Below are 13,155 nucleotides of genomic sequence, written 5' to 3'. Positions count from 1 at the left end.
GGCGGCGGGGGTCAGGTGATGGACACGCCGCTGTCGATGCTGAGGACCTGGCCGGTCATGCAGTCCTGGTCGAGGAAGAGGCCGACGCTGCGGGCGACTTCCTCGACGGTGACGAACCGCGGGATGGGGGCCTTGTCCTCCATGCCCTCGATCACCCGGTCGGGGAGGGTGTTCGTCATGCCGGTGATCATGAATCCGGGTGACAGGGCGTTGACGGTCACCCCGCGCCGGCCGCACTCGGCCGCCAGCGTGCGGGTGAAGCCGATCAGGCCCGCCTTGGACGCCGAGTACGCGGTCTGGCCGGCCGTCGCGATGATGCCCGAGGGCGAGACGATGTTGATCACCCGGCCCCACCGCTGGCGCAGCATGTGCGGCACCGAGGCGCGGGCGGTGTGGAAGGAGCCGATCAGGTTGGTCTGGATGACCTGGGCCCAGTCGGCGGGGTTCTGCATGGCCATCAGGCTGTCCTTGCGGATGGCCCCGTTGTTGACGAGGACGTCCACCGGGCCGAGCTCGGCGGAGATCTGCGCGTAGAGGGCCTGGGTGGCCTCCCACGAGCCGACGTCGCCGGTGACCAGGACGGAGGGGTTGGCCAGCTTCTCGCGGACGGCCTCGGCGGCGTCCTTGGAGCTGTTGTAGTGGACGGCGACCCGGCAGCCCAGTGCGTCCAGCTCCAGTGCCAGGGCCTGGCCGAGGCCGCCCGAGGCGCCGGTGACGAGCGCGACCGGGGCGTCGGGCCGCTTGCCCGCAGTGTTCTTGCTCATGCGGCTGCACCGCCCCATTCCATCAGGATCGAACCCCAGGTCATGCCGGCTCCGAAGCCGGCCAGCAGGACCTTGTCGCCGGCCTTGATGCGGCCCTCTTCGAGGGCTTCGGTCAGCGCGATGGGGATCGACGCCGAGGCCGTGTTGCCGTACTTCTGGAGGTTGGTGATCAGGGCCTCGGGCCGCAGCCCGGTGTGGGCCAGGATCGAGTTGATGATCCGGATGTTGGCCTGGTGGGGGACGACGTGGTCGACGTCGGCGGCGTCCACCTTGGCGCTCTCCAGCGTCTCGCGGACGGTGCGCACGGTGTAGCGGACGGCGTTGAGGTAGATCTCGTTGCCGTTGATCTGCGCGTAGTGCAGGCCCGCGTCGAGCGTCTCCTGGGTGGTGGGCATCCGGCTGCCGCCGGCCAACACCTTCAGGGAGCCGGTGCAGGCGCCGTCGGCGCCCAGGTTCCAGGCCTTGACGCGGTTCTCGGCGCCCGGCTGCAGGACGACGGCGCCCGCGCCGTCGCCGACGAGGATGGACAGGTCCCGGTCGGCCGGGTTGGCCGTCAGGGTGTGGGTGTCGGAGCCGATCAGCAGGATGGGCCGGGGGTCGATGGCGATGAGGGCCATCGCGGACACCAGCCCGTAGACGAAGCCCGCGCACTCGGAGTTGACGTCGTGCGCGCTGCCGGCGATGCCCAGTTCGTGGTGGACGAACGCGGACGTGGCGGGGGACGGCTGCTCGGGCGTGGCGGTCGCCACGATGAGGTGGGCGATGTCGGCGCCGGTGAGGCCCGCTTTGTCCAGGGCGCGCCGGCCGGCCTCGACGGCCAGGGAGGCGGTGGTCTGCCCCGGGTCCACCGCCCGCCGCTCGCGGATGCCGCAGCGGCTGACGACCCAGTGCTCGTCGACCCCGAACCGTGTCGCGAGTTCCGCACTGGTGACGATGCGTTCGGGTACGGACATGCCCCACCCGGTGATGTCGAAGCCGGTCACGTCACCCCTCGCTACGCCTGAGCCGGGACGAGGTCGACGATCTTCGCGTACACGTCACGCAGGGTGGTCGTGTCGTCGAGGTCGGCGAAGAGCGACTCGTCGGCCGGGATGTCCGGGTACTGGTTCTGGAATCCGTACAGCCACTCCATCAGGTCAAGGGAGTCGACGTCCGCGATGTGCTGGAGGGGGGCGTCGGGGCTGACCTCCGCGGCACCCGAAACGGCTTCGAGCTGGCTCGCCAGTTCTTCGATGGTGGGCAGCGACATGGGGTCGGTCCTCTCTCGGCAATGCAACTCGGCAAGGCGTGTCTGGTTTCGAGAGCGATGAAATATCCGCACCCGCAAGGAAGCCGCAACACGGACCGGTGGCGGGAATGCGGTGCGTGTTGCGCAGGCCTTGCGGGGCATCGGGTTCTCTCGGACGCGATTAAGGAAATACGGCCCGCCGGACACGCAGGAAAGAGGATCAGGATGACAACGGTCGCCCCCAAGTCGGTGGACCCCGAGGTCGATGCGATCAGGCACCACTACGAGGTCAGCAACGATTTCTACCGGCTCCTGCTGGGCCCCTCGATGATGTATTCCGGCGGTTACTGGGAGGACGGCGAGGACCTCAACGCCGCTCTCGACGAGGCGCAGTACCGCAAGCTCGACACGTTCGCGAAGCTGGCGAACGTGAGCCCGGCCACCGGGCGCGTCCTGGACATCGGCTGCGGCTGGGGCACCATGCTCAACCGCCTCACCACCGTGCACGGTGCGGGGCACGCCGTGGGCCTGACCCTGTCGCGCACCCAGGAGGCGTTCATCGCCGGCCTGGACAACCCGCGGATCACCACGCTGGTGCAGAGCTGGGCGGACTACAAGGTCGCCGACGACAGCGAGAAGTACGACGCGGCGTTCTGCATCAACGCGCTGGAGCACTTCGTGTCCTCCAACCTGCCGCCGAAGGAGCGCACCAAGCGCTACCGGTTCTTCTTCCAGCAGGTCGCGAACGCCCTGAACCCGGGTGCGAAGTTCGTGCTGCACACCATGACGGCCGAGGCGCTGCCGATGACGCGGGCGCTGCTGGACGACCTGAAGTTCCTGCAGCGCTCGGAGTTCGAGGGCTGCCACATCCCGCACCTGAGCGAGCTGAGCGCCGCCGCCGAGGGCCTCTTCGAGATCGACGAGATCGTCAACGAGCGGGAGTCCTTCGCGATGGCCTGCCGTGCCTGGCTGGTGCTGCTGGCCGAGCGCCGGGACGAGGCGGTGGCCCTGGAGGGCGAGGAGGTCGTCTCCCGCTTCGAGCGCTACCTGGACATCTTCGCGTACACGCTCGAGGACAAGTTCTTCAACAACTTCCGCGTCACCATCACGCGCCGCTAAGGAGCCAGACGTGACGAGCATTCTCGAGCCGGCCAAGGACGGCGGGGCACGTACGGGCACCGAGCCGGCTCCCGGCGGCCGCGGCCCGACCCGGCACCTGCGGGTCGCGGTCATCGGCACCGGCTTCTCGGGCCTGGGCACCGCCATCCGGCTGCTGCAGTCGGGCATCGACGACTTCCTGGTGTTCGAGCGGGCCGACGAGGTCGGCGGCACCTGGCGCGACAACAGCTATCCGGGTTGTGCGTGCGATGTCATGTCCCACCTCTACTCGTTCTCCTTCGCCCGGAACCCGAACTGGAAGTCGACGTTCGCCTCCCGGGACGAGCTGTACGCCTACCTGCGGGAGACCGCCGACCGCTTCGGCGTGCGCCCGCACATCCGCTTCGGCCACGAGCTGGAGGCCGCCCGCTGGGACGAGGGCGAGCGGCACTGGACGATCGAGACCTCGCAGGGCCGGTACACGGCCCAGTTCCTGGTCACCGGCACCGGCTACCTCAGCGAGGCGGCCGTGCCCGACATCAAGGGGCTCGCCGACTTCGAGGGCAAGGTCTTCCACTCCTCGAACTGGGACCACGAGCACGACCTGGCCGGCCGGCGCGTCGCGGTGATCGGCACCGGCGCCTCGGCGATCCAGTTCGTGCCCGAGATCCAGCCGGAGGTCGGGCAGCTGGACCTCTACCAGCGCACTCCCCCGTGGATCGGCCCCAAGCCCGACAAGGCCAACAGCGAGCTGCACACGAAGATGCTGCGCTCGCTCCCCGGCTACCAGCAGTTCCGGCGGGGCTTCAACCAGTGGGGCCGGGAGATCCTGGCGTTCTTCTGGAAGCGGCCCAAGCTCGCCGAGAAGGTCCAGAAGATGGCGAGCGACCACCTGGAGAAGTCGGTGGCGGACCAGGCGCTGCGCGCCAGGCTGACGCCCGACTACCTGGTGGCGTGCAAGCGGCTGCTGTTCTCCAACACCTGGTACCCGGCGATCCAGCAGCCCAATGTGGAGATCGTCACCGACGGCATCGCGGAGGTCCGCGCGAAGTCGATCGTGGGGATCGACGGGGTGGAGCGCGAGGTCGACACCATCATCCTGGGCACCGGGTTCACGGCCACCGACCGCCCGGTCGCCCGCCGGATCTGGGGCAGGGGCGGCGTCCAGCTGCGCGAGGCGTGGGCCGAGGGGATGTCCGCGCACCGGGGCACGACCATCGCCGGGTTCCCGAACCTGTTCATGCTGCTGGGTCCGAACACGGCGCTGGGGCACTCCTCCCAGACCGTGATGATCGAGGCCCAGGTGCAGTACGTCGTCGATTCGCTCAAGCAGGTCGCCAAGCGGGGCCTGGCCAGCATCGAGGTGCGCCGCGAGGCGCAGGACGCCTACAACCGCAAGCTCGACGAGCACCTCGAGGGCACGGTGTGGATGTCGGGCGGCTGCAAGAGCTGGTACCTGGACGCGAACGGCCGCAACACCTCGATCTTCCCGACGTACACCTGGCGCTTCCGCCGCGGCACCAAGCGCCTGGACCTGAGCGAGTACCAGCTCGCTTCCCGGGTGCGCAGCACCACGCCGGTACCTCACCAGTAGGAGACGCAGTCCAATGAGCAGCACCCCCCGTAGATTCGAGGCCGGCACGGCTGCCGCGCCCTCCCGCCGCAGGATTCTGAGCGGAATGGCGGCGACCGCGGTCGCCGTGGTCGGCTGGAACGCCGTGGACCAGACCTGGGCCACGGCCGCGCAGGCCGCCGGCAATACCGACGTCGTCCCGGTGCCGGGACTGATCGGCACCCTGGAGACGTCTCCGGCGACGGTCGAGGCGTTCGCCAACGACTTCGGGCACCTCTTCGACGGTGCCGCGAGCAAGCCGTGGGCGGTGCTGCGCCCCGGCGGCGTCGAGGACATCGTCACGATCGTCAAGTACGCCCGGGCCAACGGCATCAAGGTCGCCGTCAACGGGCAGGGCGGGACCGGGGACGACATCGAGTCGCACTCGGTCTACGGCCAGGCGCGGGTCCCCGGCGGCATCTCCATCGACGCCAAGGGCATCTCGGACATCCTGTCGATCGGCGGCGACCACGCGGTGGTCGAGGCCGGTGTGACGTGGGGCCAGCTGACGGACGCCGCGCTCGCGGTGGGCAAGACCCCGCCGGCGCTCCCCGACTACCTGTACATCTCCGTCGGCGGGACGATCAGCATCGGCGGTATCGGCGGGACCGTGCAGAAGTACGGCCTGCTGTGCGACACGGTGCAGTCGATCGACATCGTCACCGGTGACGGAAGCCTGGTCACGGCGAGCGCCTCGCAGCGCGCGGACCTGTTCAACGCGGCGCTGTCGGGCGGCGGTCAGGTCGGCATCATCGTGCGGGTCAAGGTCAAGCTGGTCCCGGCGCCCAAGCGGGCGGTGATCTTCAGCCTGTTCTACAACTCGGTCGAGCAGTACCTGGTCGACTCCGAGAAGGTGCTGGCCGACAGCCGGTTCCAGGTCCACGCCGGTGAGATGCTGCGCACCCCGGACAACTCGGGCTGGCGGTACAAGCTGGAGGTCGGTGCGACGTACAGCACGACGCCGCCGAACCGCGCCCGGCTGCTGTGCGACCTGAAGGACGTCCGTGCGGACGCGGTCATCGAGGACGTGTCGTACCGGGACTACATGTTCCGCCTCGACGCGTACGAGGCGTACCTGAAGGAGGGCGGCCACTGGTACACGCCCAAGCCGTGGCTGAGCATGTTCCTGCCGGCGTCGAAGACGAAGGCGTTCATGAAGCGGGTGGAGCAGGAGCTGGACGCGAACTCGCTGGGCGGCGGGTTCCTGCTCTTCTACCCGTTCCACTCCTCGCGGGTCAAGCGGCCGCTGGCGGTGATGCCCAACGAGTCGGTGGTCTACCTCTTCGACCTGCTGCGCTTCCCCAACCCGGGTGAGCCCGACATCCAGGGCATGATCGACCAGAACCGGCGCCTGTACGACGTGGCGGTGGGGCTGGGTGCCAAGCGCTACCTGGTGGGGTCGATCCCGATGTCGGGCGCCGACTGGAAGAAGCACTTCGGCAACCGGTGGAGCGGCTTCGTCAACGCCAAGCAGAAGTACGACCCGACCAACATGTTCACGCCCGGCCAGGGCTTCTTCGCCTGACGGCGGATCCGGCCGGCTGTGTGGTCCCGGCGGCGGGGGCGGGGAGAGGGACCCCGCCCCCGCCGTCCTTTGTTTCCGTATCGAGTGGAGGCCTGGAGATGACGACGTACGACCTGATCGACGAGGCGGTGATCGACGCCCCGGCGGATGCCGTCTGGGACGCGCTCGTCGCGGAGTTCCGCGGCGCGAAGCAGTGGTGGGTGCCGCACAACACGTTCACCGCGCTGGACGGCGCGCCCGACGCGGTCGGCTCGAAGGTGGGCGTGACGGTGCACACCAAGGGCGAGGGCAACGGCGGGCTGAAGCTGCGCTTCACCTCGCGGACGGTGGCCGTCGAGCCGGGGCGGCGCCTGGACATCGAGTACGTGGACGGTGTCTTCCGCGGGCCGAGCACGTTCCTGCTGGAGCCGCTGGCCGGCGGCCGCACCCGTATCTCGATGCACTTCACGGGCAGTCCGCACGGCTGGCTGAAGATCTTGTCGAAGGTCGCCGATCTGGGCGCGGAGCACTCCAAGGCGACGTTGGCGGCGTTCGAGTCGCTGGGCCGGCAGCTGTCGGCGGTGCAGCGGTGAGCGTGGCCGCGGAGGTGACCCGCGAGGTGACGGTCCGTACCGACGACGGGGCCGAGCTGGCGGTGACGGTGCTGGCGCCGCTGGCGGGCACGGTGCCGGCCGCCGATGTGGTCCTGGTGCACGGCTGGGCGCATGCCCGCCGGGCGTGGGGCACGGTCGCGGACCGGCTGATCAGGGCCGGGCACCGGGTGGTGCTGTACGACCAGCGCGGACACGGTGCGTCCACGCTGGGGCGTGCCGCGGTGTCGGTGGAGCGCCTGGGCGCCGACCTGGCGGCGGTGCTGGCCGAGACGGGTGCGCGCGAGGCGGTCCTGGTGGGGCATTCGGGCGGTGGTTTCGCCGCCCTGTCGTATGCGGCGGTGTCGCCGTCGGCGGGCCGGCTGCGCGGTCTGGTGCTGCTGGGCACCGCGGCGCACGGCCAGGACACCCCGGACAGCGAGGTGAAGATGATGGGCAGCGGGCTCTTCTCGTGGGCGCTGCGGCGCCGGTGGCTGGGCGGGAAGCTGCTGGGTTCCACCATGGGCAAGGGGGTGGACCCGGTGGTGCTGGATGTGAACCGGCAGTTGTTCGCGGCGACGGCGGCGCGGGTGCGGGCGGACTTCTTCCGCTGTACCCGGGGCTGGGACGTGCGTGCGGCGCTGGGGTCGGTGGGGGTGCCGGCGGTGGTGCTGCACGGCGAGGGCGACAAGGTGATCGACCTCGCGCTGGCCCGGACGTTGGCCCAGGTGCTGCCGCAGGCCCGTTTCGAGGCCCTTGCGGGTGCGGGGCACATGCTGCCGCTGGAGCGTCCCGCGCAGGCGGTGGCGGCCGTGTCGGAGCTCGCCTCGCGATGATCGGGGAGCTCCTGCCCGCGGGCGTCGCGTCGTCGGAGGCTTTCGACGACGCGGCGCCCGCGGTGCTGTTCGCGCAGGAGGAGGCTCTGATGCGGGGCCGGCGGGCCGGCCGGCGGCGTCAGTTCGCGACGGCGCGGGCCTGTGCGCGGCGTGCGCTGGCCGAGCTGGGGCGTGAGCCGGCGGCGTTGCTGCCGGGGCCGGGCGGGGCGCCGCGGTGGCCGCAGGGTGTGGTGGGCAGCATCACGCACTGTGAGGGGTACCGGGCGGCGGTGGTGGCGCCGGTCGGGGAGGTGGCGGCGCTGGGCATCGACGCGGAGCCGGCGGGGCCGCTTCCCGAGGGGGTGCTGGGGCTGATCGCCTCGCCGGCGGAGCGCGCCCGTCTGGCGGAGCTGGCCGCCTTCGATCCGTCGGTGCCGTGGGAGCGGGTGTTCTTCTCGGCGAAGGAGGCGGTGTACAAGGCCTGGTATCCGGCGACGGGGATCTGGGTGGGTTTCCGGGAGGCGACGTTGGAGCTGTGCGTGGGGGGCACGTTCACCGCGACGGTGCGGCCGGGGGTGGCTTCGCCGGTCGATCCGGTGTACGGGGGGCGCTGGCTGGTGGGTTCGGGTCTGGTGCTGACGGCGGTGGCCCGTGGGGGCCGCGTGGGGGCCCGTGTCCCCGCGGGCCGGTAGGACGGCCCGCGGGGGCGGGGGGTCAGGGGGTGGGCAGTACGACGGTGTGGGGTGTGGAGGGGGGTTGGTGCGCGGTGGCGGCCGGGTGGCCGCCCCGGAACTCCTGGGGGCTGATGCCGCGGACGCGTTTGAAGGCGGTGGACAGGGCGAAGGCGGAGCTGTAGCCGACGCGGCGGGCGACGGTGGCGATGGTGGCGTCGGGTTCGCGCAGCAGGTCGGCGGCGAGGGCCAGGCGCCAGCCGGTGAGGTAGGCCACCGGGGGTTCGCCGACGATGTCGGTGAAGCGGCGGGCCATGGAGGCGCGTGAGACGCCGACTTTCAGGGCGAGTTCGGCGACGGTCCAGCCGTGGGCGGGGTTCTCGTGGAGCAGGCGCAGGGCGGGGCCGACGACGGGGTCGCTCTGGGCGCGGTACCAGGAGGGGGCGCCGCTGCCGGGGGCGGCGAGCCAGGTCCGCAGGACGCCGATGAGGAGCAGGTCCAGGAGGCGGTCCAGGACGATTTCCTGGCCGGGTTCGTCTTTGGAGATTTCGGCGGTCAGGAGGGTGACCAGGGTGTTGTCGGCGGCCTGGGCGGGGCGGACCAGGACGGTGGGCAGGGCGCTGAGGAGGCGGCGGCCGATCTCGGAGGGTGCCTGGTAGGTGCCGCTGAGCATGACGGCCGAGCCGGCGTCCTGGAAGGCGTCGCCCCAGGTGCGTACGCCCAGCGCCATGGTGTCGGTGAGGTCTTCGCCTTCCTGGGTGCGGCAGCGCTGTTCGGGGCCGACGGTGATCTGGACGGGGGTGTCGGCGCTGTCGGCGATGGTGTAGGGCTCGGGGCCGCGTACGACGCCGACGTCTCCGGGGCGGATGGGGACCGGCTCGCCGTGGTCGGGGATCAGCCATGCGTTGCCGTGGACCATGGTGACGACGGAGAGCGGGGCGTGGTCCTCGACGCGCAGGGACCAGGGCGGGTTGAAGACGGATTTGAGGAGGAAGGCCCCTCGGGCCTTGGGGCCTTCGAGGAGGCCGGTGAGGGTGTCCATGGGTGCATCCTCTCCGGGGTGCGGGCGCGGTACGGGGCGCGGGCGCGGTACGGGGCGCGGGCGCGGGTGCGGGGTGCGGGCGCGGGTGCGGGGTGCGGGGTGCGGGCGGGTGCGGGGTGCGGGCGGGTGCGGGGGTGGGGTGGGCGTGGGGAAGCGCCCGCTCTCCCGCGGGGGACGGAAGTTGAGAGCGGGCGCCGCTGGTGGGGTGCCGGGGCTGGTGCGGTGACCGGAAGGGTTTGCCGGGGCGCGGTGTCCGGTGCGGTGGATCGCACGGCGGAGGGCCGCGGCTCGTACCGGACGTGCTCGCGGGGTCCGACTACGCGGCGAGGTGCCGTGCCGGGCGCCGCGAGCCGGTGGAACCCTTCCGGTCACCGCACTAGGCGCCGGCGCGGCCGTGGAGTGTCAGGGCGCGGCCCAAGGCGGCCAGGGCGGCGGTGCAGGCGGCGGTGCGGATGATGTTGCCGGTGGCCCAGCGGCCGCCGAAGCGGCGGCGGGCGGCGGCGGCGTCGGCTCCGGCGCGTGCGAGCTGGTTGTTCAGGGGGATGTTGACGATCGCGGTGACGGCCAGGGACAGGCCGTAGAGGGCGAAGGCGGCCCAGCCCCAGCGGGCGGCGTCGGGGCGGCCGCCGCGCTGCTGCTGGGTGGCGGCGATGCCGGTGGCGAGGAACGCGCCGAGGAACAGGAGGCCGAAGAGGCCGTTGTCGATGGCCTCGTTGATGTTGCGCATGGCGGTGACGTAGGTGTGGTCGTCGCCGCGGGCCAGGCCGGGGATGACGGAGATGTCGAAGGCGAAGTAGAGGCCGGCCATCAGTCCGGTGCCCACCGTCGCCGCCACCAGGGTCACGGATTGCGTGGTGGTGCTGGTCACTTGAGGATTCCCTTCAGGGTGTGCTCGTAGCGCCGGCGCAGCAGTGTCGCGCCGATGAGGCGGACGGGCGGCGGGATGGTGGCGGAGACGTGGGCGACGGCGTGTCGGGGGGCGCCGTCGAACATCCAGGGCTGGAGGTGGGTCATCACGCGCAGGGGGGCGCTGGCGACGACTTTGCGTTCCTCGGCGAGGTAGGCGCGTTCGCCGAGCCGGTCGAAGACGGGGAAGACGGTGCGTTCCTCGTCGCGCAGGTGTTCGCGCAGGATCGTCTCGAAGTCCTGTGCCGCCCGGGGCAGGCCGTCGCCGCGGCGCTCGACGGCCGTGGAGACCGCGGTCATGGCGGCGTCGAGTTCCTCGTGGTCCTCGTGGAGTTCGCGGGCCTGGGCGTCGAAGTCGGCGTCGCGGCGGCGCAGGGCGGGCCACAGGACGTCGTCCTCGCTGGTGTGGTGCCATTCGATGACCTCGCGGAGCCGCTGCCACCAGGCGGTGCCCGCGCCGTTCCACGTGGGGGCCGCGGTGCGCAGCCGGGCCGCATCCCGGCGCATCGCGATGTGCATGAGGGCGAAGCCGTGGAAGTGCGGGGGGAGGTGGTCCAGTCCGTGTTCGCTGGAGAACGGCTTGGGGGTGGTCATGGCAGCCTCCTGCCGGTCGGTCGTGCGTGGTGCGCGTGTGCGGGTCCCCGGCGCGTGCTTTTTCCGTGTACCGGGCGGCGGCCGTACCAGAGTCGCCGCCCGGTCAGGGAGTGTGGCGGGGTGTCGCGGGCGGGGTCTCAGACGTTCCAGACCCCGGTGGCGGCGGCGTCGCGGGCGAAGTCGGCGAAGTCCTTGGGCTTGCGGCCCAGGGCTTCCTCGACGCCGTGGACGAGGTGGGCGTTGCGGCCGTCGAGGATCATGGTGAAGAGGTCGGCGAACTCCTCGGGGAGGTCGTTCTCGCGCAGGACGGCGCGGTACTCCTCGTTGGTGACGGAGATGTACTTGATCTCGCGTCCGGTGGCCTTGGAGAGTTCGGCGGCGACGTCGCTGTAGCTGAGCAGGCGGGGGCCGGACAGGGAGTAGGTCTTGCCGATGTGCTTGTCGTCGGTGAGGGCGGCGACCACGACGTCGGCGATGTCGTCGGCGTCGACGAACGCCTCGACGGCGTCGCCGGTGGGCAGGGCGATCTCGCCGGCCAGGACGGGCTCGAGGAAGAAGCTCTCGGAGAAGTTCTGGTTGAACCAGCTGGAGCGGACGATGGTCCAGTCGGCGCCGGAGGCCTTCAGGTTGTCCTCGCTGACCTCGGCGGCTTCCTCGCCGCGGCCGGAGAGCAGGACCAGGCGGCGGGCGCCGGCGGCGACGGCGGCCTTGGAGAAGGCGCCGACCTGCTCGGCGGCGCCGGGGAAGGCGAGGTCGGGGTAGTAGGTGACGTAGACGCGGTCGACGCCTTCGAGGGCGGGGCCCCAGGTGGCGGGCTCGTGCCAGTCGAACGCGGGCTCGCCGGTGCGGGAGCCGATGCGGACCTGGCGGCCCAGGGCGGTGAGCTTGTCGGCGACGCGCCGGCCGGTCTTGCCGTTGCCGCCGATGACGAGGGTGATCTGCGTGTTCTGAGTCATGAGTACAGTCAAGTCCAGTCTCGCGAGACGGGCCATAGCCACAAAGCTCAGTTCCATGTGCGTGCGTCCACGAGTGGTGGTCTCGGAGCGCGGCGGGAAGCGTGTGGCTTTGGCGTGAGCCCCGGAATCGTAGGCATGCCCGCGGGGGGCGGGGTAGGGCGTTCCGAGCTGTCCTCGAGCGGGTGTGGACGGGGTGTCGAGTGGTCCTCGAGCGGGGCTGGAGCGGTTGCGGGCGGCGGGACTTGAGTGGTCCTCCGGTGGGGCGCGACATCATCGGGCCGGGAGTACCGACCGCTTGCTGGGAGGCCGTATGAACGCCACTCCGGACCATGGGGAGCTCGACCGGTTGTCTGCCGGCCTGGCCGGTCTGCTCGGACGGATCGGGCTCGACCCGGCCGGCGGGTGGCCCGTGCGCAGGGACCGCGTCGACATCCGTTTCGCGGCTGCGGCCGCCCGTCATCCGGGCCGGGTCGCGGCCTGCGACGGGCAGGAGCAGGCGACGTATCTGGAGTTGGAGTGGCAGGCGGACGACATCGCGCGTCGGCTGTCGGGGCGTTGTGGTCCCGGTTCGGCGGTCGCGGTGCGGGTGGAGCGCTCGTGCATGGCGGCGGCCGCGGTGGTGGGGGTGTTGCGGACCGGGGCGGCGGTGCTGCCGCTGGAGCCGGGGCACAACGCGGGTCTGCAGGAGTTCTTGATGCGTGATGCCGGTGCGGTGATGGTCGTCTCGGACAGCGGTCTGCTGCGGGATGAGATCCCGGTGGCGAAGGCGGGCCGGTTCGTGGTCGCGGTGCGCCCGCCGGCCCGGGGGGGCCGTGAGGTGCCGCCGCAGGCGGCGTTCATGGCGCTTCCGCGGGGCGGTGCGCCGGGGCGTGCGGTGGCGGTGCGGCCGGTGGGGCACCTGGACGTGCTGTCGTGGGTGGACGCGGTGGTGCCGCTGCTGGAGGTGGGTCCGGAGGACGTGTGGACGTTCTTCCACTCCCTGAGCCTGGATGTGGGCATGCGGGAGATGTGGGGGCCGCTGCTGTCGGGCGGGCGCATGGTGGTCGTGGGCCGGGAGGCGGCGGCCGATCCCGGCGGGTTCGCGCGGCTGCTGGCGGGGGAGGCGGTGACGGTGGTGACGCAGGTGCCGTCGGCGTTCGCCCGGCTGGCGGGTGCGGCGCGCGCGGGCAGCCTTGCGGGGCTGCGGCACGTGCTGCTGGCGGAGGGGCCGGCCGATGCCGCGGTGGTGGCGCGGTGGCGGGCGGCGGGGATCGCCGCGGGCGCCGTCGTGCGGGACGTGTCGGGGTCGCCGAGAGTGGTGTGAGCGGTTGCGGGGGTTTTGGCCGGGCGCAGCCGAAGGGCCCCGGGCGGTCGGCCGCCCGGGGCCCTTCGGCTG

The 13,155-nt window shown here is 71.7% G+C and carries 14 protein-coding genes; 7 read left to right on the top strand and 7 right to left on the bottom strand.

What is annotated here, in order from left to right:
• Nucleotides 1-11 precede the first annotated feature (11 nt).
• Genes ACFWU6_RS28290 through ACFWU6_RS28280 form a run of 3 tightly spaced genes read right to left on the bottom strand, consistent with a single transcriptional unit; the run spans nucleotide 12 to nucleotide 2,013 of the window.
• Complete coding sequence (locus tag ACFWU6_RS28290; protein WP_383800014.1) at nucleotides 12-764, bottom strand: SDR family NAD(P)-dependent oxidoreductase; 753 nt, start codon at nucleotides 762-764, stop codon at nucleotides 12-14.
• Nucleotides 761-1,747 carry a 3-oxoacyl-ACP synthase III family protein gene (locus tag ACFWU6_RS28285; protein ID WP_383983764.1) on the bottom strand — a complete coding sequence of 329 codons (987 nt, stop codon included), beginning with the start codon at nucleotides 1,745-1,747 and terminating at the stop codon, nucleotides 761-763. Before ACFWU6_RS28285 ends, ACFWU6_RS28290 begins: the two co-directional genes overlap by 4 nt.
• An 11-nt stretch (nucleotides 1,748-1,758) precedes the next feature.
• Nucleotides 1,759-2,013, bottom strand: a complete 255-nt coding sequence (locus tag ACFWU6_RS28280) for a hypothetical protein (protein ID WP_383800008.1) — start codon at nucleotides 2,011-2,013, stop codon at nucleotides 1,759-1,761.
• 204 nt (nucleotides 2,014-2,217) lie between these two features.
• Here ACFWU6_RS28280 and ACFWU6_RS28275 point away from each other — a divergent pair, with 204 nt between their 5' ends.
• The 6 genes from ACFWU6_RS28275 (at nucleotide 2,218) to ACFWU6_RS28250 (ending at nucleotide 8,303) form a co-directional block, all read left to right on the top strand.
• Nucleotides 2,218-3,111: a class I SAM-dependent methyltransferase gene (locus ACFWU6_RS28275; RefSeq protein ID WP_383800005.1), complete on the top strand. Its 894-nt coding sequence runs from the start codon at nucleotides 2,218-2,220 to the stop codon at nucleotides 3,109-3,111.
• A 10-nt stretch (nucleotides 3,112-3,121) separates the two neighbouring features.
• Nucleotides 3,122-4,684, top strand: coding sequence for a flavin-containing monooxygenase (locus ACFWU6_RS28270; protein WP_383800002.1), 1,563 nt, complete (start codon nucleotides 3,122-3,124; stop codon nucleotides 4,682-4,684).
• A gap of 13 nt (nucleotides 4,685-4,697) precedes the next feature.
• Entirely contained in the window at nucleotides 4,698-6,227 is a 1,530-nt protein-coding gene (locus ACFWU6_RS28265) for an FAD-binding protein (RefSeq protein ID WP_383799999.1), read from the top strand.
• A 98-nt stretch (nucleotides 6,228-6,325) separates the two neighbouring features.
• Nucleotides 6,326-6,799, top strand: a complete 474-nt coding sequence (locus ACFWU6_RS28260; RefSeq protein ID WP_383799996.1) for an SRPBCC family protein — start codon at nucleotides 6,326-6,328, stop codon at nucleotides 6,797-6,799.
• Nucleotides 6,796-7,632: an alpha/beta fold hydrolase gene (locus tag ACFWU6_RS28255; RefSeq protein ID WP_383799993.1), complete on the top strand. Its 837-nt coding sequence runs from the start codon at nucleotides 6,796-6,798 to the stop codon at nucleotides 7,630-7,632. Before ACFWU6_RS28260 ends, ACFWU6_RS28255 begins: the two co-directional genes overlap by 4 nt.
• On the top strand, nucleotides 7,629-8,303 hold the full coding sequence (locus ACFWU6_RS28250; RefSeq protein WP_383799989.1) for a 4'-phosphopantetheinyl transferase: 675 nt from the start codon (nucleotides 7,629-7,631) through the stop codon (nucleotides 8,301-8,303). Before ACFWU6_RS28255 ends, ACFWU6_RS28250 begins: the two co-directional genes overlap by 4 nt.
• Nucleotides 8,304-8,325: 22 nt before the next feature.
• Here ACFWU6_RS28250 and ACFWU6_RS28245 read toward each other — a convergent pair whose 3' ends face one another.
• The 4 genes from ACFWU6_RS28245 to ACFWU6_RS28230 form a co-directional block, all read right to left on the bottom strand.
• The gene (locus ACFWU6_RS28245) at nucleotides 8,326-9,324 is read right to left on the bottom strand and encodes an AraC family transcriptional regulator (RefSeq protein ID WP_383799986.1); all 999 of its coding nucleotides are present in this window, start codon (nucleotides 9,322-9,324) and stop codon (nucleotides 8,326-8,328) included.
• A 376-nt stretch (nucleotides 9,325-9,700) separates the two neighbouring features.
• Nucleotides 9,701-10,192: a DUF1772 domain-containing protein gene (locus ACFWU6_RS28240; RefSeq protein WP_383799983.1), complete on the bottom strand. Its 492-nt coding sequence runs from the start codon at nucleotides 10,190-10,192 to the stop codon at nucleotides 9,701-9,703.
• Nucleotides 10,189-10,824, bottom strand: coding sequence for a hemerythrin domain-containing protein (locus ACFWU6_RS28235; RefSeq protein WP_383799980.1), 636 nt, complete (start codon nucleotides 10,822-10,824; stop codon nucleotides 10,189-10,191). Before ACFWU6_RS28235 ends, ACFWU6_RS28240 begins: the two co-directional genes overlap by 4 nt.
• Nucleotides 10,825-10,961: 137 nt before the next feature.
• A complete protein-coding gene (locus tag ACFWU6_RS28230; RefSeq protein WP_383799977.1) occupies nucleotides 10,962-11,780 on the bottom strand; it encodes an NAD(P)H-binding protein in 819 nt (272 codons plus the stop codon).
• A 310-nt stretch (nucleotides 11,781-12,090) separates the two neighbouring features.
• On the opposite strand from ACFWU6_RS28230, the gene ACFWU6_RS28225 reads away from it, so the two are divergent.
• On the top strand, nucleotides 12,091-13,083 hold the full coding sequence (locus ACFWU6_RS28225) for an AMP-binding protein (RefSeq protein WP_383983762.1): 993 nt from the start codon (nucleotides 12,091-12,093) through the stop codon (nucleotides 13,081-13,083).
• Nucleotides 13,084-13,155 lie beyond the last annotated feature (72 nt).

It is taken from the genome of Streptomyces sp. NPDC058674, from assembly GCF_042716505.1.
In the GTDB taxonomy this organism is placed as follows: Bacteria; Actinomycetota; Actinomycetes; order Streptomycetales; family Streptomycetaceae; genus Streptomyces.
The sequence above is the reverse complement of the archived record's forward strand: the minus strand, read 5'-3'. Positions and strand labels throughout refer to the sequence as shown.

Bases quoted from the DNA above. Each gene is read 5' to 3' on its own strand.
- ACFWU6_RS28225 (WP_383983762.1), top strand. From the start codon at position 12,091: ATGAACGCCACTCCGGACCATGGGGAGCTCGACCGGTTGTCTGCCGGC.
- ACFWU6_RS28250 (WP_383799989.1), top strand. From the start codon at position 7,629: ATGATCGGGGAGCTCCTGCCCGCGGGCGTCGCGTCGTCGGAGGCTTTC.
- ACFWU6_RS28280 (WP_383800008.1), bottom strand. From the start codon at position 2,013: ATGTCGCTGCCCACCATCGAAGAACTGGCGAGCCAGCTCGAAGCCGTT.
- ACFWU6_RS28265 (WP_383799999.1), top strand. From the start codon at position 4,698: ATGAGCAGCACCCCCCGTAGATTCGAGGCCGGCACGGCTGCCGCGCCC.
- ACFWU6_RS28260 (WP_383799996.1), top strand. From the start codon at position 6,326: ATGACGACGTACGACCTGATCGACGAGGCGGTGATCGACGCCCCGGCG.
- ACFWU6_RS28290 (WP_383800014.1), bottom strand. From the start codon at position 764: ATGAGCAAGAACACTGCGGGCAAGCGGCCCGACGCCCCGGTCGCGCTC.
- ACFWU6_RS28230 (WP_383799977.1), bottom strand. From the start codon at position 11,780: ATGACTCAGAACACGCAGATCACCCTCGTCATCGGCGGCAACGGCAAG.
- ACFWU6_RS28245 (WP_383799986.1), bottom strand. From the start codon at position 9,324: ATGGACACCCTCACCGGCCTCCTCGAAGGCCCCAAGGCCCGAGGGGCC.
- ACFWU6_RS28275 (WP_383800005.1), top strand. From the start codon at position 2,218: ATGACAACGGTCGCCCCCAAGTCGGTGGACCCCGAGGTCGATGCGATC.
- ACFWU6_RS28235 (WP_383799980.1), bottom strand. From the start codon at position 10,824: ATGACCACCCCCAAGCCGTTCTCCAGCGAACACGGACTGGACCACCTC.